The organism is Actinophytocola sediminis (assembly GCF_054779715.1).
Window position 1 is genome coordinate 29064 of sequence record NZ_BAAGXS010000101.1, and the last position, 21428, is coordinate 50491.

Annotated in this window: 21 protein-coding genes; 9 read left to right on the plus strand and 12 right to left on the minus strand. The window is 71.3% G+C overall.

Going from position 1 to position 21428, the window contains the following annotated elements:
* Nucleotides 1-18: 18 nt before the first annotated feature.
* From ACYVIP_RS42745 to ACYVIP_RS42755, 3 genes are read left to right on the plus strand one after another with little or no spacing between them, the layout of a single operon-like run.
* On the plus strand, nt 19-654 hold the full coding sequence (locus ACYVIP_RS42745) for a TetR/AcrR family transcriptional regulator (protein WP_460406837.1): 636 nt from the start codon (nt 19-21) through the stop codon (nt 652-654).
* A 47-nt stretch (nt 655-701) separates the two neighbouring features.
* Nucleotides 702-2195, plus strand: a complete 1494-nt coding sequence (locus ACYVIP_RS42750; protein WP_460406838.1) for a cryptochrome/photolyase family protein — start codon at nt 702-704, stop codon at nt 2193-2195.
* Nucleotides 2196-2238: 43 nt separating this feature from the next.
* Entirely contained in the window at nt 2239-3234 is a 996-nt protein-coding gene (locus ACYVIP_RS42755) for a LacI family DNA-binding transcriptional regulator (protein WP_460406839.1), read from the plus strand.
* On the opposite strand, the gene ACYVIP_RS42760 is transcribed toward ACYVIP_RS42755, so the two are convergent.
* From ACYVIP_RS42760 to ACYVIP_RS42795, 8 genes are read right to left on the minus strand one after another with little or no spacing between them, the layout of a single operon-like run.
* Nucleotides 3221-4714 (minus strand): aldehyde dehydrogenase family protein, encoded by a 1494-nt coding sequence (locus tag ACYVIP_RS42760; RefSeq protein WP_460406840.1) that lies wholly within the window; start codon nt 4712-4714, stop codon nt 3221-3223. The genes ACYVIP_RS42755 and ACYVIP_RS42760 overlap by 14 nt on opposite strands.
* Nucleotides 4711-5793: a C45 family autoproteolytic acyltransferase/hydolase gene (locus ACYVIP_RS42765; RefSeq protein WP_460406841.1), complete on the minus strand. Its 1083-nt coding sequence runs from the start codon at nt 5791-5793 to the stop codon at nt 4711-4713. Before ACYVIP_RS42765 ends, ACYVIP_RS42760 begins: the two co-directional genes overlap by 4 nt.
* The gene (locus ACYVIP_RS42770; protein ID WP_460406842.1) at nt 5763-6743 is read right to left on the minus strand and encodes a P1 family peptidase; all 981 of its coding nucleotides are present in this window, start codon (nt 6741-6743) and stop codon (nt 5763-5765) included. Before ACYVIP_RS42770 ends, ACYVIP_RS42765 begins: the two co-directional genes overlap by 31 nt.
* Nucleotides 6740-7489, minus strand: coding sequence for an ABC transporter ATP-binding protein (locus ACYVIP_RS42775; RefSeq protein WP_460406843.1), 750 nt, complete (start codon nt 7487-7489; stop codon nt 6740-6742). The genes ACYVIP_RS42770 and ACYVIP_RS42775 overlap by 4 nt, the downstream gene beginning before the upstream one ends.
* Nucleotides 7486-8448, minus strand: a complete 963-nt coding sequence (locus ACYVIP_RS42780; RefSeq protein WP_460406844.1) for an ABC transporter ATP-binding protein — start codon at nt 8446-8448, stop codon at nt 7486-7488. Before ACYVIP_RS42780 ends, ACYVIP_RS42775 begins: the two co-directional genes overlap by 4 nt.
* A complete protein-coding gene (locus ACYVIP_RS42785) occupies nt 8445-9275 on the minus strand; it encodes an ABC transporter permease (protein ID WP_460406845.1) in 831 nt (276 codons plus the stop codon). The genes ACYVIP_RS42780 and ACYVIP_RS42785 overlap by 4 nt, the downstream gene beginning before the upstream one ends.
* Nucleotides 9272-10240 carry an ABC transporter permease gene (locus ACYVIP_RS42790; protein WP_460406846.1) on the minus strand — a complete coding sequence of 323 codons (969 nt, stop codon included), beginning with the start codon at nt 10238-10240 and terminating at the stop codon, nt 9272-9274. Before ACYVIP_RS42790 ends, ACYVIP_RS42785 begins: the two co-directional genes overlap by 4 nt.
* A 15-nt stretch (nt 10241-10255) precedes the next feature.
* The gene (locus ACYVIP_RS42795) at nt 10256-11863 is read right to left on the minus strand and encodes an ABC transporter substrate-binding protein (protein ID WP_460406847.1); all 1608 of its coding nucleotides are present in this window, start codon (nt 11861-11863) and stop codon (nt 10256-10258) included.
* A 240-nt stretch (nt 11864-12103) separates the two neighbouring features.
* Here ACYVIP_RS42795 and ACYVIP_RS42800 point away from each other — a divergent pair, with 240 nt between their 5' ends.
* The gene (locus tag ACYVIP_RS42800) at nt 12104-14023 is read left to right on the plus strand and encodes a primary-amine oxidase (RefSeq protein WP_460406848.1); all 1920 of its coding nucleotides are present in this window, start codon (nt 12104-12106) and stop codon (nt 14021-14023) included.
* 3 nt (nt 14024-14026) lie between these two features.
* Nucleotides 14027-14632 (plus strand): FMN-binding negative transcriptional regulator, encoded by a 606-nt coding sequence (locus ACYVIP_RS42805; RefSeq protein ID WP_460406849.1) that lies wholly within the window; start codon nt 14027-14029, stop codon nt 14630-14632.
* Nucleotides 14633-14678: 46 nt separating this feature from the next.
* On the opposite strand, the gene ACYVIP_RS42810 is transcribed toward ACYVIP_RS42805, so the two are convergent.
* Entirely contained in the window at nt 14679-14996 is a 318-nt protein-coding gene (locus ACYVIP_RS42810) for a hypothetical protein (RefSeq protein WP_460406850.1), read from the minus strand.
* Between the two features lie 165 nt (nt 14997-15161).
* Between ACYVIP_RS42810 and ACYVIP_RS42815 the strand changes: the two genes are divergently transcribed.
* The 3 genes from ACYVIP_RS42815 (at nt 15162) to ACYVIP_RS42825 (ending at nt 17233) form a co-directional block, all read left to right on the plus strand.
* Nucleotides 15162-16037, plus strand: a complete 876-nt coding sequence (locus tag ACYVIP_RS42815; protein ID WP_460406851.1) for a helix-turn-helix domain-containing protein — start codon at nt 15162-15164, stop codon at nt 16035-16037.
* Nucleotides 16024-16203 carry a DUF397 domain-containing protein gene (locus tag ACYVIP_RS42820; RefSeq protein WP_460406852.1) on the plus strand — a complete coding sequence of 60 codons (180 nt, stop codon included), beginning with the start codon at nt 16024-16026 and terminating at the stop codon, nt 16201-16203. The genes ACYVIP_RS42815 and ACYVIP_RS42820 overlap by 14 nt, the downstream gene beginning before the upstream one ends.
* 166 nt (nt 16204-16369) lie before the next feature.
* Nucleotides 16370-17233, plus strand: a complete 864-nt coding sequence (locus ACYVIP_RS42825; RefSeq protein WP_460406853.1) for a hypothetical protein — start codon at nt 16370-16372, stop codon at nt 17231-17233.
* Between the two features lie 58 nt (nt 17234-17291).
* Here ACYVIP_RS42825 and ACYVIP_RS42830 read toward each other — a convergent pair whose 3' ends face one another.
* Together ACYVIP_RS42830 and ACYVIP_RS42835 are read right to left on the minus strand one after the other, a co-directional pair.
* Nucleotides 17292-18455, minus strand: a complete 1164-nt coding sequence (locus ACYVIP_RS42830; RefSeq protein ID WP_460406854.1) for an acyl-CoA dehydrogenase family protein — start codon at nt 18453-18455, stop codon at nt 17292-17294.
* Complete coding sequence (locus ACYVIP_RS42835; RefSeq protein ID WP_460406855.1) at nt 18452-19558, minus strand: CaiB/BaiF CoA transferase family protein; 1107 nt, start codon at nt 19556-19558, stop codon at nt 18452-18454. The genes ACYVIP_RS42830 and ACYVIP_RS42835 overlap by 4 nt, the downstream gene beginning before the upstream one ends.
* A 119-nt stretch (nt 19559-19677) precedes the next feature.
* Between ACYVIP_RS42835 and gabT the strand changes: the two genes are divergently transcribed.
* Nucleotides 19678-21042 carry a 4-aminobutyrate--2-oxoglutarate transaminase gene (gabT, locus tag ACYVIP_RS42840; protein ID WP_460406856.1) on the plus strand — a complete coding sequence of 455 codons (1365 nt, stop codon included), beginning with the start codon at nt 19678-19680 and terminating at the stop codon, nt 21040-21042.
* On the opposite strand, the gene ACYVIP_RS42845 is transcribed toward gabT, so the two are convergent.
* A partial coding sequence (locus tag ACYVIP_RS42845) for a PucR family transcriptional regulator (RefSeq protein WP_460406857.1) occupies nt 20937-21428 on the minus strand: 492 nt, incomplete at its 5' end. The two genes, gabT and ACYVIP_RS42845, sit on opposite strands and share 106 nt — an antisense overlap.

A 21428-nucleotide genomic window follows, 5' to 3' on the forward strand; every position in this document is an offset into this window, starting at 1 on the left:
TCCTCTACGATGGGCGTCGTGACACCAGCCCAGGACTTCCGGAAGGGCCCGCGACGGCGGGGACAGGCGCTCAACGACGCGATCTTCGCCGCCGCGATGAGCGAGCTCACCGAGTTCGGCTACCAGAACTTCAGCATGGAACGCGTCGCCGAACGGGCACGAACCGGCAAGACCTCCGTGTACCGGCGCTGGCCGAGCCGGGCAGAGCTGGTCGTCGACGCGCTGCTGCACAACCTGCCAGGGAAGCAGGAGCCACCCGACACCGGCGACCTACGCCGCGACCTGCTCACCACGTTGCGCCACATGGCCGACTTCCTCGACGGTCCCACCGGCGAGGCCGTCCGCGGCCTGATGAGCGAAACCCTGCACGACCGCGAACTGGCCACCGTCGCCCGCGCCAAGATCCTCGACACCGCGCCCGCGCCATACCTGACGATCCTCACCCGCGCCGCCACCCGAGGCGAGATCCGCCCCCAGGCACTCCAGGACCACGTGGCGGCCGTCGCCCCCACCCTGCTCAGGCAACACTTCCTCATCCACGGCGCCCCCATCCCCGACGACGTCCTGACCAGGATCGTCGACGACGTCATGATCCCCCTGGTACGCGCCCCCGAGGAGCGGCCGACCCCGCCGAAAGCGCCTCAGCACCCGTAAAGCCCTGTCGATGTGCGGCGGTCGCGGTCGCCGGTGAGAATCCCGATATGAGCGAGCCCGTCCCCCTGCTGCTGTTCGGCGACCAGCTGGGTCGGCATTTCCACGGCGGCGAGCACCGGAACCGCGCGGTCGTGTTGATCGAGTCCACCACGGCGCTGGGTCGCCACCGGTACCACCGGCAGAAGCTGCACCTGGTGCTGTGTGCGATGCGTCGACTCGCCGCCGAACTCGGCGACCGCGCCACCCTGATCACCGCCGACAGCTATCGGGCCGGGCTCGACAGGTTCGGCCGTCCGGTCATGGTGCACGAACCCGGCTCGCATGCCGCGCAGCGGCTCGTCGAGGACCTGCGCGAAACCGGACACGTGACGGAGATCCTGCCGACGGCCGGATTCGTACTGTCCAAGACCGACTTCGCCGAGTGGGCGGGCGAGCGAAGCCGGTTCCTCATGGAGAACTTCTACCGCGACCAGCGCCGGCGGTTCTCGGTGCTGCTCGACCCGGACGGCCAGCCGGCCGGCGGACGGTGGAACCTCGACCGGGAGAACCGTCAACCACCGCCGAAGCAGTCGACGCTGGCCGTCCCCGCGCCCTACCAGCCACGCGAGGACGACGTCGACGAGCGGGTCCGCGCCGATCTCGACCGGCTGGTCGCCGACGGCCGCGTCGACCCGGTCGGCGTCGACGGCCCCCGGCTGTTCGCGGTGACCCACGACGAGGCACGACGCGCGCTGACCCGGTTCCTCGACACCCGGCTGTCCACGTTCGGGCCGCACCAGGACGCCGTGCTCGGCGAGGACTGGGCCATGTCCCACGCGCTGCTGTCGGTGCCCCTCAATCTCGGCCTGCTGGATCCGCTCGATGTCGTCGCCCAGGCCGAGGACCGGTACCGCGGCGGCGACGCGCCCCTGGCCAGCGTCGAGGGGTTCATCAGACAGGTGCTCGGCTGGCGGGAGTGGGTCTGGCACCTCTACTGGCACCTCGGACCGGACTACCTCAACCGCAACGCGCTGCGCGCCACCACGCCGCTGCCGGACTGGTGGACGGACCTGGACCCCGATCGGGTCACCGCGCGCTGCCTGCGAACGGCACTCGCCGGTGTTCGGGACCGCGGCTACGCCCACCACATCCAACGGCTCATGGTCCTGGGCAACCACGCGCTCCAGCGTGGCTACGACCCGAAAGCACTCACGCACTGGTTCGCCACCGCGTTCGTCGACGGCTTCCCCTGGGTCATGCCCGCCAACGTGATCGGCATGAGCCAACACGCCGACGGCGGCGTTGTCGCCACCAAGCCCTACGCCGCGGGCGGTGCCTACATCAACAGAATGAGCGACCACTGCCGCCCCTGTGACTACGACCCACGCAGCCGACTCGGCGACCGGGCGTGCCCGTTCACCGCCGGCTACTGGACCTTCCTGGACCGCAACGCCCATCGCCTGGCCGGCAACCACCGGATGACCCAGCCGCTACGGGCCCTGCGCCGACTCGAGGACCTGAAAGCCGTCGTGGAACAGGAACACCACCGAACCACCTTCTAGCCGAGCCCCGCCGGGTGGCGGGTGGAGCGGCTATCGTGCCAGGGTGAGCACCGACGAGCCCGTCACCCTGGTCGCGCTGGCGCGCGCGGCGGGGGTGTCGAAGACGACGGCGTCGGACTCGCTGCGTAACTCCGGTCGGGTGTCGCAGCGGACTCGGGAGCATGTGCTGTCCGTAGCGAATCAGCTCGGGTACTCGCCCAACCAGTCGGCGCGGTCGCTGCGCAAGGCGACCACCGGTGCGATCGGGCTGCACCTGCCCGAGATCCTGACCCGGTCCGAGTACTACATGTCCTTCGTGTTCGGTGTCGTCGAGCAGGCGGCGCGGCGCAACCACGACGTCACCTTGATCACCTCCCGGCACGTGCCGACGCACGGCGCGTTCCACCGCGTCGACGGCGTGGTGCTCGGCGACCCGCTGGAGACCGATCCCGTGGTCCGCGGCCTCATGGAGTCCATGGTGCCGATCGTCACCTGCGAGCGGTTCACCGGCGACGCCGAGCCCGCCGGCGTGGTGCTGTCCGACCACGGCGCCATGCTCGGCGAGTTGCTCGACCACCTCCGCGCCGCCGGGGCGCGCCGCGTCGCGCTGCTCGCGTCCAGTGCGGTCACCGACTGGGGCGCGACCCTGCAGCGCACCTACCGGGCCTGGTGCGCCGGCCACGGGCTGCCCGCGCTGCTGCGCGACATGCCGTACGGCTCGCCGACCACCGTGATGCAGGAGCACATCCGGGCGTTGCTGGCCGACGACCCGGGCATCGACGCCCTCGTGTGCGCGCCCGACGGCGCCGCCATGGCGGCATTGCCGGTGCTGCGCGCCGCGGGGCGCCGGATCGGCGCGGACGTGCTGCTCGCATCCTGTGTGGACAGTTCGGCACTCGAGCACGCCGATCCGCCGGTCACCGCGATCGACCTGCGGCCGCGCGAGGCCGGCGCGGCGTGCGCGCAGCTGCTCTTCGACGTCCTCGCGGGAGACACGCCCAGGGGCACGGTCCGCGCGCAGCCGATCGGCCTCGTCCAGCGGCGTTCTACCGCGCGCTGACCCCGTCCACCCGGCGCGGCAGCCGCCAGGGGTTGGCCGCCCGCAACGGCTCGGGCAGCGCGTCGTCCGGGACGTTCTGGTAGGCGACCGGGCGGGTGAAGCGCGCGAGCGCGCCGGCGCCGACGGAGGTCGTCGCGGGGGCGGTGGTCGCCGGCCAGGGGCCCCCGTGCTGCTGGGCCCAGCCGACCGCGACACCCGTCGGCCACTCGTTCACCGTCACCCGGCCGGCGAGCGCGGTCAGTCGTGCCACCAGGCGGGCGACCTCCGGGTCGTGCTCCTCGCTCATGACGGTCGCGGCGAGTGTTCCCGGCAACTGGGCGAGGGCGTGGTCGAGTTCGTCGGCACTCCCGTACTCGGTCACGACGGCCACCGGGCCGAAGCACTCCTCGAGCAGCCGGGATCCACTGTGGAGCTTCTCGATCGGCACGGACAGCACCGTCGCGGGGGCACTCCATCCCGTGTCGGGGCCGGCGAGCTGGGCGGTGACCGTGCCGCCGGTGGCCACCAGATCGTCGACCCCCGCGGTCGCCGCGGCCGCGATCTGTGAGGTCAGCAGCCAGCCGGTGGGTGCCAGTCGCTCCAACGCGGCCGCGACGCGCGCCGCGGCGTCGCTGCCGGCCGGGGCGAACAACAGGCCGGGTTTCGTGCAGTACTGGCCGGTTCCCCGGGTGAACGACTCGACGAAGCCGACGGCGAGATCGTCCATTCGCGACACCGCGGCGTGCGTAACGACCACCGGGTTGACCGTGCCCATCTCGGCGAACACCGGAATGACGACGGCACGTTCGTTGGCCATGCGCCACAACGCGAGCCCGGCCCGCTGGGACCCGGTGAACGCCACCGCCGCCGTGTGCGCCGAGCGCACCAGCCGCTCACCCGCGGCGAACCCGGAGACCAGCGCGAACACGCCGGCCGGGGCGCCCACGGCGGACAACGCGCCGAGGGCGAGGCGACCCAGCCGCTCGCTCAGCCGGGGATGCGCGGGGTGTCCCTTCACGACCACCGGACAGCCGGCCGCGAGCGCGGACGCCGTGTCGGTGCCCAGCACGCTGAAGGCGAACGGGAAGTTGCTCGCGCCGAACACCGCGACCGGACCGAGTGGCACCCCGGTCCTTGCCAGCCAGGGACTTCCGTTGTCCACCGTCACGTCCAAATAGGACCCTTCGACCGCGGCGTCGGCGTAGTACCGCAGCTGCCCCGAGGTGCGGGCGATCTCCATGCGCAGCCGGTCCTCGCCGAGCGCGGTCTCCTCGTCGGCGAGCCGGACCAGCTCCTCGACCGTGTCCGGCACGTCCAGCGCGTCGGCGATCGCGTACCACCACCCGGCTCGCTTCGCGGGTGCGGTCGCCGCGACCGCCGGCGCGGCCGCCGCAGCCGCGCTCAGCGCCGCGTCGACCTCGGCGGCGGTACTGGTGGCGACCTCGCCGACCGCCCGGCCGGTGCGAACGTCGTAGCTGGGTTGGGCTGCTGGGGTTGTCATCGGGGCTCCTTCGCGGACAGGGACTGCCAGGTGGCCGGCGACACCTGGCACGGGCCGCCCGCGTGCACGTCCAGGCGGCGGTCGGCCACGTCCAGGCCGATCGTCGCGAGACTCTCCCAGCGGGTGTGCGGCGGCAGGGCGGGATCGGGGTGCGCGCACACCGGCGCACCGTCCGCGCGGTGGGCGCGCAGCGCGTCGACCCTGGCGGCCCGGTCCACCGCACCCAACGCGCCGATCCGGTCGCGCAACAACGCCAGGCGTTCGAACGTGGTCGACAGCAGCGCGGTGGTCCGCTCCCCCTCGGCCAGCCGTGGGTCGAGAAAGTGGTTGGTGTGTAACAGGAAATCGTCGGCCGGTAACTCGGCCACGCCGTCCGGGCTCAGTTCCAGACAACGCGCGTCGTCGATCGTGACGACCGTCAACGCCGAGGACGCGGACAGCCGCGCGGACCGCGCCAGCTCGACCGCGTCGTCCACAGTGGTCGCCTCGTCCAGGATCCGACGAGCCACGACGTGCACGGGCACCCCGATGCCGGCGTGGTCGGACCCGTGCCGGAGCACGTTGAAGTGCAGCCCCAACCCCGCGCTGTTGACCCCGATCTTCCCGACGACGCCGAACTCGGTGAACGTGCACACCCGGAAACCGGTCCTGGGCCGAATCGAGCGCAGCACCATGGCGTGGCGCAACGTGTCGTGCCAGTCCCAGGTCTGCACGGTGCGCGGCGCCGCCCCACCGCCCGGCAGCACCACCGACGTCGTGCAGTCGCCCTCACCGGTGACCCCGGCGGCGGCCAGGATCTCCGTCCGGCCGTTCAGCGCGCCCACCTGCCACGGCGCCAGGCCCGCACCCGCGGCGACGTCGTCGATCTCGTCGGCGAGCAGGGGCGCCCACGACCGCGTCTCGGTCAGTGCGCGCTCACCCCAGTCGCGCACCTGGTCCCGGCGCACCCCCAGGGCGGCGAACAGCTCGGCGTAGCCGGTGAACGTGCGCTCGATCTGGGCCCGCCAGACGGTGCCGAACTCCCGGCCGTGCTCGGTGCTCTCCGGGATCATCGCGCGCTCGACAGCACCGCGTCCCACGCCAACTCCGAGGCCAGCGTGCCGAGCCCGGCCGCGGTGCCGACCAGGTCCACCTCGTCGGTGGTCAGCGCGAACAGGGTGTCGCCGTCGAGCTCGGTGTGGAACGGCTGGATGGCCCGGTGCATCGAGCTGTGCACCTGGACGCCGAGCTGGCGCAGCGCGACGTCGGTCAGCCGGACGTTGGTCACGAGCACGGTGAGCGTGGTGTTGCCGGCGGGCGTGGCCACCGGCGCAGGCGACGCGTAGTCGATCGAGGGATGGCGGCGCTCGCCGGTCTGCTGGTCGTAGTTGCCGCGCACCACCCGGCCGTCCCGGTCGACGATCACGCCGACCGCGTTGACCACCGTCGCGACGAGTACCTTCGCCTCGCCGAACGTGCCGAACGCGGCGCCCTGGCCGGCGAACTCGGCCCGACTGAAGTCGATCTTGCCGACGGACGCGGAGCGGCCGGCGCCGCAACGCCCGACCGGGAACCGCCCCTCGACGGCGTTGTTCAGCGCCGCGCGCCCGAGCGCGGTGTCCGGGGAGATCGCGGTCTCGCGGGTGGAGAAGTCGTAGACGACCGCGCCGGACACGTGCTGCAGCGCCGCCCAGTGCGTGCGGTTCTCGACCCGGTGCAGCAGCTCGGTGCTCACCCCGGCGGCCGCTTCCAGCCCGTACACCGACCCGCCGGCGAGCACGATCGCGTGGTGGAACTCGTATCCGCCCGACAGCCCGACCGCGCCGCCGCGCGCGTCGACCGCGGTACGCGCGCCCTGGGGCAGGTGGATCACCGTGCAGCCCGTCGGGCCCTCGGCGTACTCGGCCGTGCCCACGTACACGCCGGGGAGGTCGAAGGCCACCGTGTCCCGGCCGGGGCTTGGCTGCGGGACCAGCGGCAGGTCGTCGTTGGTCACCGCGCCCGGCGCGAAGGCCGACCGCCTGGCCAGCCGGGGCGGATCGCTGGTCATATCGCCTCCATGAGTTGACGGGAGTACTCGTGTGCTGGCGTGCCGTAGAAGACGTGCGTGTCGGCGGTCTCCACCACCTCGCCGTGGCGCATCACCGCGATCCGGTCCGCGACGTAGCGCACCGCGGCGAGGTCGTGGCTGACGAACAGCGCGGCGAAGGCGAACTCCGCGCGCAGGTCCTTGACCAGGTTGAGGATCTGCGCCTGCACCGACACGTCCAGCGCGCTCACCGCCTCGTCGAACACGACGAACGGCGGCCGGGTGATCAGCGCCCTGGCGATCGACACCCGCTGACGCTGCCCGCCGGAGAGCTCGTGCGGGTAGCGCTGCGCGAACGACGGGTCGAGCCCGACCTGCTCCAGGGTCGCCGCGGCGCGGTGTGCCTGCTCGGCCTTGCTCGTGGCGCCGAGCACGGCCAGCGGCTCGGCGACGCAGTGCCCGACCCGCATGCGCGGGTTGAGCGACCACTGTGGATGCTGCGGCACCGCCTGCATCCGGCCGGCCAGCTCGCGCCGCCGCCTCGGGAACGGCCGCCCATCGAACCGCACCGAGCCCGTCGTCGGGGCCCGCAGTCCCAGCGAGACCATGGTCGTGGTCGTCTTCCCCGAGCCGGACTCCCCCACCAGCCCGAGGATCTCCCCGGCCTCCAGGCGCAATGACACCCCGCGCATGGCGTGCACGTGCCGGCGGCGCCACGGCGGTCCGGCGGTGAACACGACGCCGACGTCGTCGAGTTCCAGAATCATCGGCCGACCCCCACGGTCTCGTCCGCCCGGTGACACAGCACGTCGCGGTCCCGCACGCTGCTCAGCGCCGGGCGGTGCGTGCCGCAGGAGTCGAGCACCTCCGGGCAGCGCGGGGCGAACGCACAGCCCTCGACCGACCCGGTCAGCACCGGGGGCTGGCCGGGGATCGACACGAGCCGCTCGCCCTCGCCGGCCACGCCGGGCACGGCCCGCACGAGCGCGGCCGTGTACGGGTGCCGGGGAGCGCGCAGGACGCCGTCGGCCGACCCGGACTCGACGATCCGGCCGCCGTACATCACGACCACCCGCGAGCACCGCTTGCCGACGGCCGTCAGGTCGTGGCTCAGCCACAGGATGGTGGTCCCGACCTCGGCGGTAAGAGTAAAGATCACGTCGAGCACGTCCTCGCGGATCTGGCTGTCCAGCGCCGCGGTCGGCTCGTCGGCGACCAGGATCTCCGGCTCGCAGGCCATCGCCATCGCGATCGCCACCCGCTGGGCCATCCCGCCGGAGAGTTGGTGCGGGTAGGACCTGGCCACCCGCGCCGGATCCGCGAGCCGGACCCGGTCCAGGTGGGCCAGCACGTCCGCGCGGGTGCCGTGACCACGCAACGCGAGCGCCATCTGCCGGCCGACCGGCATGGTCGGGTCGAGCGTGCCGATGGGCTCCTGGAAGACGAACCCCAGCCGGTTGCGCCGCAGGGCACGCAGCTCCTTGGCCGGCAGCCGGTGCACCGCGGCGCCGGCGATGCGGACCTCGCCGCCGACGACGCTGGCCGAGGAGGGCAGCAGCCCACCGACGGCAACGCCGAGCGTCGACTTGCCCGATCCGCTCTCGCCGACGATGCCCACGGTCTCCCCCGGCGCCACGCGCAGCGCCGCGCCGTCCAACGCCCGGACCGTCCGGCCGCCCGATTCGTAGTCCACGACGAGGTCGTCGATCTCGAGTATCGCCTTCATCGGAGTACGCGCGCCTCCCTGGGTTCGAGGCCGTCCCGCAGGCCGTCGCCGAACACGTTGATGGCCAGGATCGCCACGACCAGCACGATCCCGGGACCGATGACCAGCCACGGCGCGGTGAGCAGGTAGGTGCTGCCCTGCTGGATCAGCGCGCCGAGCGAGGACTGCGGCGGCTGCACCCCGAACCCGAGGAAGCTCAGCCCGCCCTCGACGAGGATGCCGACGGACAGGGCGTAGGTGCCCTGGACGGCGATCGTGCCGGACACGTTCGGCAGCACGTGCCGGAACAGGATGCGCGGCCACCCGGCGCCGCTGACGATCGCGGAGGTGACGTAGTCGCGCTGCGCCACGGTCACCGCGGCGGCGCGCACCAGCCTGGTCATCAGCGGGATGGTGATCAGCACGATGCTGCACATCGTCGCCACCAGGCCGGGACCGACCACCGCGGCGACCAGGATGGCCAGCACGATCGTGGGGAACGAGTACAGCACCTCGACCAGCCGCATGACGATCTCGCCGAGCCAGCCGCCCCAGTAGCCGGCGGCCATGCCGAGCAGGGTGGCGAGCACGGCGGTCACCAGCACCGCGAGCGTCGAGAGCAGCAGCGTGGTGCCGATCCCCTCGAACAGCCTCGGCAGCACCGAGCGCCCGAGCTGGTCGGTGCCCAGCAGCCACTCCCCGCCCGGCGGCGCCAGCCGCGGTCCGGCGATCGCGTCCGGCCGGCCGCCGATGCCGAACACCGTCCCGACGACCGTGACGAGCACCAGCACCGCGAGACACCCCAGGCCGGCCCTGGTCAGCCAGTCCGCTCTGCGCCACCAGGTCACGACGTCCTCCCCGACCTCGACGCCGTGCCGAACCGGGGGTCGAGCACCCCGGCCACCGCGTCGGTCAACACGGTCATCACGACGAACACCACGGCCGCGAGCAGCACCCCGGCCTGTACCACCGCGTAGTCCCGCCGGCCGACCGCCTGCACCACATAGGAGCCGACGCCCGGCAGGTTGAACAGGTACTCGATGATCACCGCGCCGCCGAGCAGGTAGGCGGTGATCGTGGTGAGCACCGTGATCACCGGGATAGACGCGTTGCGCAGGACGTGGCGGGCGACGATGAACCCGGGGCTCTCGCCGCGCGCGACCGCGGCCGTGATGTAGGGCTCCACCAGGACGTTCAGCACCGCGTCCCGGGTGGTCCGCGCGGTCACCGCGATGACGAAGACCGACAGCACGGCCGCCGGCAGCACCATCGCCGCCAGGTTCGCGCCGGGGTCCTCGCCGAAGGGCACGTAGCCGCCGACCGCGAGTCCCAACCTGGAGAACAGGAACACCACCAGGCTGCCGAGCACGAACTCGGGCACGCTGACCCCGAACCCGCTCACCAGCCGGCCGAACGCGCCGCCGCCGCGGCGGCCGGCCCGGATCGCGGTGAGCACGCCGAGCGGGATGCCGATCAGCACCGCGGCCGCGATCCCGAGGAGGGTGAGCTCGGCGGTCACCGGCAGGCGCAACCCGAACTCGGTGGTCACCGGCTCGCCGCTGATCATCGAGATGCCGAAGTCACCCTGTAGCGCCGTGCCCAGCCACAGCCCGTACTGCACAAGGACGTTCTGGTCGAGCCCGTACTTCGCGCTGACCTCCGCCTTCTCCGCCGCGCTGGCGAAGGGACCGAGGACGACCTCGGCGAACCCGCCCGGCATCAGCCGCGACGCCGTGAAGATCAGCAGCGAGATCAGGAACAGGGTGACGACAGCGCTCAACAGCCGCCGCAGCCACCAGGAGAACAGCCGCACACCCCGCCCCTTTCGCTACTTGGTGAGCAGTCGGAAGTCGGCGATGGCGCGCAGCAGGTTGCCGTACCCCTCGCTCTTGTACAGGGTGGGGCTCACCGCGTCGGTCCGGTGGCCGATCAGCGCCGGCCGGGTGACCAGCGGGATCATCTGCGCGTCGGTGTCCACCGCGGCGCACAGCTCCCGCAGCGCGGTCGCCCGCTCGGTGCCCTCCGGCGTGGCGAGCGCGGTGGTGATCGCCGTGTTCAGGTCCGGGTTCGGTGCCATGAAGCCGACGTTGAAGCCGGCCGACTCCGGGTTCCACCACTGCGGCACCATGCCCGCGTCGGCGTAGCCGGCGAACCACGACATGGCGGCGTCGAACTTCGCGGGCACCTCCCCGTAGACCTTGCCCGCCCAGCTGCCCTCGTCCAGCTGCTCGATCGACACCTCCACGCCGATCTCGGCCAGCTGCTGCTGGATCACCTGGGCGATGGCGGGCGCGGGTTCGGTGGAGAACACGGCCAGCGAGAACGTCAGGTCCGTCGCGCCGGCCTCGGCCAGCAGCGCTCGGGCGCGGTCGAGGTCCTCGGTGGCCGAGGGCAGCGCCGCCGGGTCGCAGGCGTCGGGCAGTCCGGCCGGGGTGACCGCGGTGGGCTTGCCGAGATCGTTCAGCGCCGTCTTCGCGATGCCCGCCCGGTCCATGGCGATGTTGAGCGCCATCCGCACCCGCTGGTCGGCGAACTTCCCGCCGGGGGCGTTGCTGTTGAGCATGAGGTAGTAGAAGTCGGTGGTGGACTGGCTGCCCACGCTGGCGCCCCGCACGCCGCCGAGCAGGTCGGGCGCGTCCACGTTGCCCAGCGCCACCAGGTCGGCGCTGCCGTTCTGCAGTGCGGCGATCCTGGACTGCTCCTGGGCGGCGATGGCGATGTTCACCGTGTCGACGGCCGGCTTGTCCTTGGCCCAGTACCCCTCCCGGCGGGTGAACCGCCACGAGACGTCCTGGCGGTGTGCCTCGACCACGAACGGCCCGGTGCCCAGCATGGTCGTGGCCAGGTCGACCGAGCCGTCGGTGACCTCCGTCATCGGCAGGACCGCGGCGGGCGTGTTCGCGAGGGCGGCGAGAAACGGGGAGTACGGCCGGTCCAGCGTGACCTCGACGGTCCGCTCGTCGACCGCGGTGACCGCGCGCACCGGGCCGATCTGCGCGCGCCAGACGCCCTCGCCGGTGCGTAGCCGGTCGAGGCTGCCGACCACGTCCTCAGCGGTCAGCGCGCGGCCGTTGGAGAACGTCACTCCGTCACGCAGGTGGAAGACGTAGGTCGTGTCGTCGGGCATGTCCCAGCTCTCGGCGAGCGCGGGCTCGATCGTGAAGTCGGGGCCGACGGTCACCAACGTCTCGTACACCAACGACATCAGCTGCCAGGAGACGGCGACGTCGGCCAGCTGCGGGTCCAGTCCGCTCGCGGCGCCGCTGTCCACCGGAATCTGGAGGTCGAGGGTGCCGCCAGCGGTCACCGCCGAGTCGGCCACCGCGAGGTAACCGGGTTGTTGCTCGCCGGTGGGCGCCGCGCCACCCGCGCCCGCGGAGCACGCCGCGAGCGCGGTGACGGCCGCCACGGCACAGAACAGTTTGCGGATCCCCATCGGACCTCAGCTTTCCTGGTCAACCTGCACACTGTGACGCCGCGTGACCGTCGGCTCGAACCGCCATGAGTTGCCGGAACGTTCCGACATGGGCAGTGATTAAACGATGGCCCACCGCTCACGTCAAGGCATCGGCCACAGGATTAACCAGATCATTGACCGGAACGACCTGCGCGGCTAACGTCCGAACGCGGTTGCCGGAACGTTCCGGCGTTACCCGTTCGATCCAGGGAGTCGCAGGTGACGGACAGTCGCGAAACACATCCGCTCGCGCCGCTGAGCGCCGAGGAGATCACCGACGTGCGGAAGATCCTCGATGCCGGCGGCGTGCTGCGGGCGGCGACCCGCTTCTCCTACGTCGGGCTGGCCGAGCCGGCCAAGGCCGACGTGGCCCGCCACGAACGCGACGGCTCCCCGGTGCCCAGGACCGTCCGCGCGCTGCTGCTCGACATCGAGACCGGCGCCGCGGAGGACGTCCTGGTCAACCTGACCGACCGCGCCGTGGCCGCCAGGACGCCGATCGACCCGGCGCACGGGCAGGTCCCGGTGCTCGCCGAGGAGCACGACCTGGTGCGCGAGATCATGGCCGCCGACGACGGCTGGCGCGCGGCGTTGGGCCGCCGCGGCATCGACGATCCGGCGCAGGTGTACCTGGCCGCGCTGTCGGCCGGCCGGTTCGAGTCCACCGCCGACGGTGGGCGGCGGATGGTGCGGGTGCTCGCCCACTGGCGGCCCGAGGAGTCCACGATGGTCTGGGCGCATCCGGTCGACGGCCTGGTCGCCTACGTCGACCTCATCGAGCGTTCGGTGCGCGAGATCGTCGACACCGGCGCCGTGCCGATCCCCCAGGAGTCCGGTGACTACGACACCGAGGAGGTGTCCGGGCCGCCGCGCACCTCGCTGCGGCCGATCGAGATCACCCAGCCGGAAGGCCCGAGCTTCACGCTGACCGACAACCTCCTGCGCTGGGAGAACTGGAGCCTGCGCCTCGGCTACGACATGCGTGAAGGTCTGGTGCTGCACCGGATCGGCGTCACCGACGGCGGGCGCGAGCGGCCGGTGGTGTACCGGGCGTCGGTCGCCGAGATGCTCGTGCCCTACGCCGACCCGGGGCCGGTCCGGTTCTGGCAGAACTACTTCGACACCGGCGAGTACCAGCTGGGCCGGCTCGCCAACTCGCTAGAGCTGGGCTGCGACTGTCTCGGCGAGATCACCTACGTCGACGCCGTGGTGGCCGACGGCGCAGGCGACCCGGAGACGATCACCAACGCGATCTGTATCCACGAGGAGGACGTCGGCGTGCTGTGGAAGCACACCGACCCGGCCAACGGCAGCCGGCAGACCCGGCGCCAGCGGCGGCTGGTGATCTCGTTCTTCGTCACCGTCGGCAACTACGACTACGGGTTCTACTGGTACCTCTACCTCGACGGCACGATCGAGCTCGAGTGCAAGGCCACCGGCATCGTGTTCACCGCGAGCCACGACGAGCGGATCGCGCCCTACGCCTCGGAGGTGGCGCCCGGTCTCGCGGCGCCCTACCACCAGCACCTGTTCAACGTGCGGCTGGACATGTCGGTCGACGGGGCCACCAACGCGGTGGACGAGGTGGAGGTGGAGCGGGTGCCGATGAGTGCGGACAACCCGCACGGCAACGCGTTCCGCCGCAGTAGCCGCCGCCTCAGCACCGAGCGGGAGGCGCAGCGCACGGCCGCGCCCGAGCGGGGCCGGGTCTGGCACATCGTGAACCCGCAGCGGCGCAACCGACTCGGCGCGTCGCCGGCGTATGTCCTGACACCGCAGGGACTTCCGGTGCTCCAGGCGGCCGAGGGCTCGTCGATCCACGGCCGGGCCACCTTCGCCACCAAGCACCTGTGGGTCACCCGGTTCGACGAGACCCAGCGCTACCCGGCAGGTGACCTGGTGAACCAGAGCCCGCCGGGCGCCGGGCTGCCCGCCTACACGGCGGCCAACCGGGACATCGACGGCGCGGACATCGTGGTGTGGCACACCTTCGGCCTGACCCACTTCCCCAGGACGGAGGACTGGCCGGTGATGCCGGTCGACACCTGCGGCTTCACGTTGAAGCCGGCGGGTTTCTTCGACCGCAACCCGACCCTCGACGTGCCGGCACCCTCGGGCCGGCACTGCCATCCGGCGTAGGTCGTGCACGAGTTCGCGCGGTACGCCGCGCCCTCGCCGGCGCACGAGGTGGAGCTGGTGCGGGCCAACCCCTTCGCCCTGGTGGTCAGCGCACCGCCCGGCGGTCCGCCGGTCGCCTCCCACCTCCCGGTCATCCTCGCCGAGGGGGAGCACGACCGGCTGCGGGGCGCGACCCTGTTCGGCCACCTGGCCCGCGCCAACCCACAGTGGCAGTCGTTCGGCCAGGAGCTGCTGCTCGTGTTCTCCGGCCCACACGGGTACGTCTCCCCGACGGCCTACGGCTACACCCCAGCCGTGCCAACCTGGAACTACGCCGCCGTACACGTGACCGGCACCGTCGACCTCCTCACCGACCGCGCCGCGACCCTCGACGTCGTCGAGAACACCGTGCGCGCACTCGAAGCCCCCCGCACCCCGTCCTGGAACCTGACCTCCTCCCGCGAAAAGTTCGAGTCCCTGATCGACGGCATCGTGGCCTTCCAGGTCAACGTCCACTCCGTACACAGCAACTTCAAGCTGAGCCAGGACATGCCACCCGACGTCCGCGCCCGAGTCCGCACCAACCTCCGCGCCCACCACCACAACGCGGTGGCCGACTTAATGCCCTGAATGAGGCATTGACGACGTTCAACGTCTCATATGAGGCATTCAGGGCTCATAGCCGGTTGACGTGATTGACGATCCGGTAGAAGACCCGGACCGGATCCTTGACGAGTGCGTAAATGGATTCCGTCATCATGCACGGCCAGGTCGTGCCGCACTTCTTGCACTGTCCCAGTGTCGATGACTCGTGCTCGGCGATCAGGCCGCGGATCACGGTGGTCAGGTCCGGAATCACTTTGCGAACCAACTCGTGCTGCTCGTCATTCCAGTCATCGAACTGCACGAGGTACTCGATCTCGTCCAGCTGGCGGTAGATGTCGGTGCGCAGCAAGCAGTACGCCTGGTCAAGCACCGGCGAGATGGCGGTCATGGTTACCTTTCGTCCCGGCGAGGCACCATGCTTCGCCGACACTGCTACTTCAGCAATTTCTGTTGGGACAATCAACGGGCCTGATCGGGGGATTGTTGCGTGCGGCACCTGAAATTGCCACGGCACAGCCCTAGCATCCTCGTTGTGCCCACCAGGGGGGATGCCATGCAGGATCAGGAACCCACGATACGCAGCCGGGAACTGGGCGACGGCCTCCGGCTGGCCATGGAACGCGCCCAACTCAACGGCAAGCAGGTCGCCACTCGGTTGGGCTGGTCGCCGAGCCGGGTGTCCCGCCTGCTCACCGGCCGGCGCGGCGCCGACGAACTGGAGCTCGCATCGTTCCTCGGTCTGTGCGGAGTGAAGGGCTCGGAGCGCAAGCGCCTGCTGAACCTGTGCCGGGAGCAGGACACCAGGAGCTGGTTCCAGCAGTTCGGCTCGCGGATCCCCAAACAGGTCCGCACCTACGTCGACCACGAGAACAGGGCCACCACGATCACCGACTTCAAGGCGCTGGTGATGCCAGGAATCCTGCAGACCGATGAGTACGCCCGAGCGTTGTTCGCGCGATCGGCGACGGTGCCGGCGAACGAGATCGACGACCGAGTGGTCGCCCGCGCCGGGCGAAAAACGATCTTCAGCCGGCATGACCGGCCCGAGTGCGCCTTCCTCATCCATGAGTTCGTGCTTCGGCTCCCGGTCGGTGACCACGAGGTGATGTCCGAGCAACTACACCACCTCCTCCGGATGACCGTGCGCCCGTACATCACGATCCGGGTGATCCCGGCCGCGTTCGGCGCGCACGCCGGCTTGGCCGGCTCGTTCATCCTGTTGGAGTCCCACGAGTACAAGCCGGTGGTCTACCTGGAGGGTGAGACCTCGGGCGTGTTCCTGGAGAAGCCCGAGGAGATCGCGGCCTACCGCGACGTCGTTAAGGAGTTGGCCTCAGCCGCGCTCGACGAGGCAGAATCGAAGGAGCTGATTGCCACCGTGGCAATCGAGCAGTACGCAGATCGAGAGGACCACCATGACCAGGCCTGACCTGGGCATCACCTGGCGTAAGAGCTCCTACAGCAACGGCGAAGCCGCCTGCGTCGAAGTCGCCCCCACCCCACCGGGCGTCGCCGTGCGTGACTCCAAACGCCCCACCGGCCCCACCCTCGCCTTCGACCACCGGCCCTGGCACCTCTTCCTCGCCACCTTCTGACAGGGCACTCGAGTTATCCACAGGCGAGCGAACTGGTCTTTGGTGATTCACGTGGGTTGCCGACGATCAGGACATGCGACGAGGAGAATGGGCTCACAGCCCACAGCTGTTGATCAAGCACAGCCGTCACGGCGCTGTCGCCGTGTCGACGTTGAACCAGTTGGGGGTGCCGCCACGCACCGCCTATCGCCGATGCGTGCCAGGCGGGCCGTGGCAGCGGCCACTTCCCGGCATCGTCGTGTTGAGCAACAGCCCACCGAGCCGTCGGCAACTGATCGAGGCCGCCCTGCTGTACGCCGGTGAGCAGGCGATGGTGACCGGCATCGAAGCATGCCGACAGCACGGCCTCAAGAACCTGCCGGACGACACATCGGTGCACCTGCTGCTACCGGCCGACCGCAAGATCATCAGCTGCGACTACGCGATCATCGAACGAACCACGCGCCTGCCGGAGCCCGTCGCCCGCGACGGCATACCGGTCGCGCCGCTGAGCCGGTCGGTGCTCGACGCGTGTCGACGGCTACGCGCGCACGAGCCGGTGAGCGCGATCATCGCCGAAGCGGTCCAGCGCAAACGCCTCCATCCGGACCACCTGCGCGACGAGTTGGAGAAGGGAAGTCAACGCGGCAGCTCAGTACCGCGCGAAGTGCTCCGCGACATCGCCGCCGGCGCACGTTCGGTCGCGGAGATCGACGCGATGCGGATCTGGGCACGAACCGGGCTTACTCCGCTGGTCTGGAACTACGAGCTGTTCGATGCCAGCGGGGCATTCATCGCCCGTCCGGACGCCTGGTGCCCCGAAGTCGGCCTTGCCTGGGAAATCGACTCGTACGAGTTCCATTTCACCAAGAACGAGTACGCGCGAACGATCGAACGAAACGCCCGCTACGCAGCGAACGGGATCGTGGTCCTGCAAACCCTGCCACGGCGACTCCGAACCGACCCGGACGCAGTGGCCGCGGAGCTGATCGCGGCCCACCAAGCCGCCGCCCGACACCCTCTCCCCGAGGTCTCCATCCGACGTCCGTGAACTGCCCTGAATGCCTCATTCGGGGCGTTCAACGTCCTCAATGAGGCATTCAGGGCCTTCAGCGGTAGGCGGGGACGCCGGTCATGGTCTGGCCGATGACCAGGGTGTGGATCTCGGCGGTGCCCTCGTAGGTGAGCACGGACTCGAGGTTGTTGGCGTGGCGCAGGGGGGCGTAGTCCAGGGAGATGCCGTTGGCGCCCAGGATGGTGCGGCACTCCCGGGCGATCGAGATCGCCTCCCGGACGTTGTTCAGCTTGCCGACGCTGATCTGTTCGGGGCGGATCCGGCCGGCTTCCTTGAGGCGGCCAAGGTGCAGGGCGAGCAGCATCGCGGTGTTCAGCGCGACGCCCATGTCGGCGAACTTGCGTTGGGTCAGCTGGAAGCCGCTGACCTGCCGGCCGAACTGCACCCGGGTGTCCGCATAGGACAGTGCGGCAGCGAGGCAGTCGCGAGCCGCGCCCACCGCGCCGAACAGGATGCCGAACCGGGCCTCGTTCAGGCACGACAGCGGCGCGGACAGGCCCGTGGCCGCCGGCAGGCGCGCCGAGTCGGGCAGCCGCACGCCGTCCAGCCGCAACTCCGAGGTGACCGATGCGCGCAGTGACAGCTTGTGCTTGATGTCGACGGTGGTGAAACCCGGCGTGCCGCGCGGCACCAGGAAACCACGCACACCGTCCACTGTGGACGCCCACACGGTTGCGATGTCGGCGATGCCGCCGTTGGTGATCCACGTCTTCGTGCCGTCGAGTACCCAGTCGCCGCCGTCGCGCACGGCCCGTGTGCGCATGCCGGCCGGGTCGCTGCCGAAGTCGGGCTCGGTCAGCCCGAAGCAGCCGATCGCCGTACCCGCCGCCAGCCGGGGGAGCCACTCCAGCTTCTGGTCCGCCGAGCCGTAGCGCCAGATCGAGAACATCGACAGCGATCCCTGTACCGACACGAAACTGCGCAGTCCGGAGTCTGCGGCCTCCAGCTCGAGGCACGCCAGGCCGTAGCCGACCGCGTCGACCCCGGCGCAGCCGTAGCCGTCCAGGTGCATGCCGAGCAGCCCGAGCTTGCCCAGTTCCGGCACCAGCTCCCGCGGGAAGTGCGCGTTCTCGAACCACTCCGCCACGTGCGGGCGCACGCGGTCGGCGAGGAACCGGCCGACCGTGGCCTGGATGGCGCGCTCCTCGTCGGTCAGCACCGACGAGATGTCCAGCAGGTCGAGCGGGTCGTAGGTCATCCAAGCTCCTTGGTGATCTCGTCGGTGTGCGCGCCGAGCCGGGGCGGTGGCCGCCGGTAGGTGGGCGGGGTGCGCGACAGGCCGATCGGGCTGGCGACCACGTCGACCTCGCCCAGCGGCACCCGTGGGCGCAGTTCCAGGTCCTCGGCGAGGTCGAACGCGGCGGCCAGGTCGTTGACCGGGCCACACGGCACGCCCAACGGGGTCAGCAGGTCGAACCACTCCCCGGCCGTGCGCCTCGCCAGCCGCTCGGCGAGCACCGCGGCCAACTCGGCGACGTGCGCCACCCGGTCGGTGTTGGTCGCGAACCGGGGATCGGCGGCGAGGTCGAGTGCCGCCCACAGTCGGGCGAACTGGCGGTCGTTGCCGACGGCGACGACGATCGGGCGGTCCGCGGTGGCGAACACCTCGTACGGCGCGATCGAGGGGTGCCGGTCGCCGAGGATGCCGGGCACCACATCCGCCATCGTGTAGCCGGCGCTCTGGTTCACCATGCTGGACAGCAGACACGTCAACAGGTTCACCTCGACGAGCTGGCCCTCACCACTGGTCTCGCGCTCCCGCAGCGCGGCGAGGATGCCCACCGCCGCGTGCAGCCCGGTCACCACGTCGACCAGCGCGACGCCGGTCTTCACCGGCCGGCCGGGCTCGGGTCCGGTGACGCTCATCAACCCGCCAACCGCCTGCACCAGCAGGTCGTAGCCGGGCAGCGCCGCGCCCGGCCCGGCGCCGAAGCCGCTGATCGAGCAGTACACCAGGCGCGGGTTGATCTCCTTGAGGTCCGCATAGGACAGTCCGAAGCCGGCCATCGTGCCCGGGCGGAAGTTCTCCACCAACACGTCCGCGCGGCCCACCAGCGCACGCACCCGGTCGGTGTCGCGGCGCAGGTCGGCGGCGAAGGACCGTTTGTTCCGGTTGACCGACAGGAAGTAGGTGGCCTGCTCGCCGGCGAACGGCGGTCCCCAGGCCCGGGTCTCGTCGCCGGTGACCGGGTGCTCGACCTTGATCACGTCGGCGCCGAGGTCGGCCAGCATCATCGTGGCGTACGGCGCGGCCAGTACCCGGCTGAAGTCGGCGATCACGACCCCGGAGAGAGCGGACATGCTGGCGATGATGCTGGACGGCCGCCGAACCCACACTGGCCGAGATGTCCAGTCGTCAGCCACGCGAACCGCCGATCCGGCCATCGACCCCATCGCACCGGCGCTGGTTCGCTGACGCCATGACCGTCGACTCCCCCACCGGCGGACCCGGCCTCGCCCAGGTCCGGCACGTCCGTACCGAGCTGCCCGGCCCGCGTTCCCGGGCGCTGCTCGACCGCCGCGACGCCGCACTCCCCGCCGGCCTCGGCTCGGCGCTGCCGGTGTTCGTCGAGTCCGCTGGCGGCGGGGTCGTCGTGGATGTGGACGGCAACTCCTTCATCGACCTCGGCAGCGGTATCGCCGTGACGACCGTGGGCAACGCGGCGGCCGCGGTGACCTCGCGGGCCACCGAGCAGCTACAGAACTTCACCCATACGTGTTTTCTGGTGAACCCGTACGAGTCGTATGTGGCCGTGTGTGAGCGGCTCAACGAGCTCGCCCCGGTGCCGGGACCGGCGCGGACCGCGCTGTTCAACACCGGTTCCGAAGCGGTCGAGAACGCGGTCAAGGTGGCCCGCGCGGCCACCGGCCGGCCGGCGGTGGTGGCCTTCGACCACGCCTACCACGGCCGGACCCTGCTGACCATGACGCTGACGGCGAAGAACCACCCGTACAAGCACGGTTTCGGGCCGTTCGCCACCGAGGTGTACCGGGCGCCCATGGCCTACCCGTACCGCTGGCCGACCGGGCCGGACAACTGCGCCGTCGAGGCCGCCGACGCGCTGGCCGACCTGCTCGACCGCCAGGTCGGCGCGGACAACGTGGCCGCCGTGCTGATCGAGCCGATCCAGGGCGAGGGCGGGTTCGTCGTGCCGGCGCCCGGGTTCCTGCCGAGGGTCGCGCGGCTGTGCCGTGACCGCGGCGTCCTGCTGATCGCCGACGAGGTGCAGTCCGGCATCGCCCGCACCGGCGCCTGGTTCGCCTGCGAGCACGAGGACATCCAGCCGGATCTGGTGGCCACCGCCAAGGGCCTCGGCGGCGGCCTGCCGATCGCGGCGGTGACCGGACGCGCGGAGCTCATGGACGCCGTCCCCGCCGGCGGCCTCGGCGGGACCTTCAGCGGCAACCCGGTGGCCTGCGCGGCGGCGCTCGGCGTGTTCGAGGAGATCGAGAACCACGGCCTGCTGGCCCGTGCGAGCGACATCGGCGAGACCATGCTGGCCGCGCTGCACGGCCTGCGCGCGGACCACGACGTCGTCGGCGACGTGCGCGGCCGCGGTGCCATGGTCGCGATCGAACTGGTGGCCGGCGGCGGCGACACCGCGCCCGACGCCGCGCTCACCGGCCGGATCGTCCGCCGCTGCCACGAACAGGGCGTGCTGGTGCTCACCGCGGGCAGCTACGGCAACGTGCTGCGGCTGCTGCCCCCACTGTCCATATCGGCCGCCCTGCTCACCGAAGGGCTCGCCGTGCTGCGCGCCGCCGTCGCCGCCGAGTGCTCCTGACCCCAGGCGACCAGCGCGAGCAGTAGCTCCGCGCGCACGTGCGCGGAGTCCAGGTCGACGTCCAGCAGGTGCCGGATCCGGTCCATCCGGGCGCGCAGGGTGTGCCGGTGCACGCCCAACGCCGCGGCGGCGGCCTCGACGTGACCGTGGTGTTCGAGGAACGCCCGCAGCGTGGCCACCAGGTCCGAGCCCGTCTCCCGGTCGGCGTCGGCCAGCGGGCGCAGCCGGATCTCGGCCAGCTCCGCCAGCGCGGCGTGCGCCTGCGGCGTGGCGGCCAGCACCTGCCCGGCCAACGACTCGAACCGCACCAGCGCGCCCCCGCGGGAGCTGGCGAACCGCGCGGCCGTGACCGCCTGGCGCAGCGCGACCGGCAGGCCGTCGACACC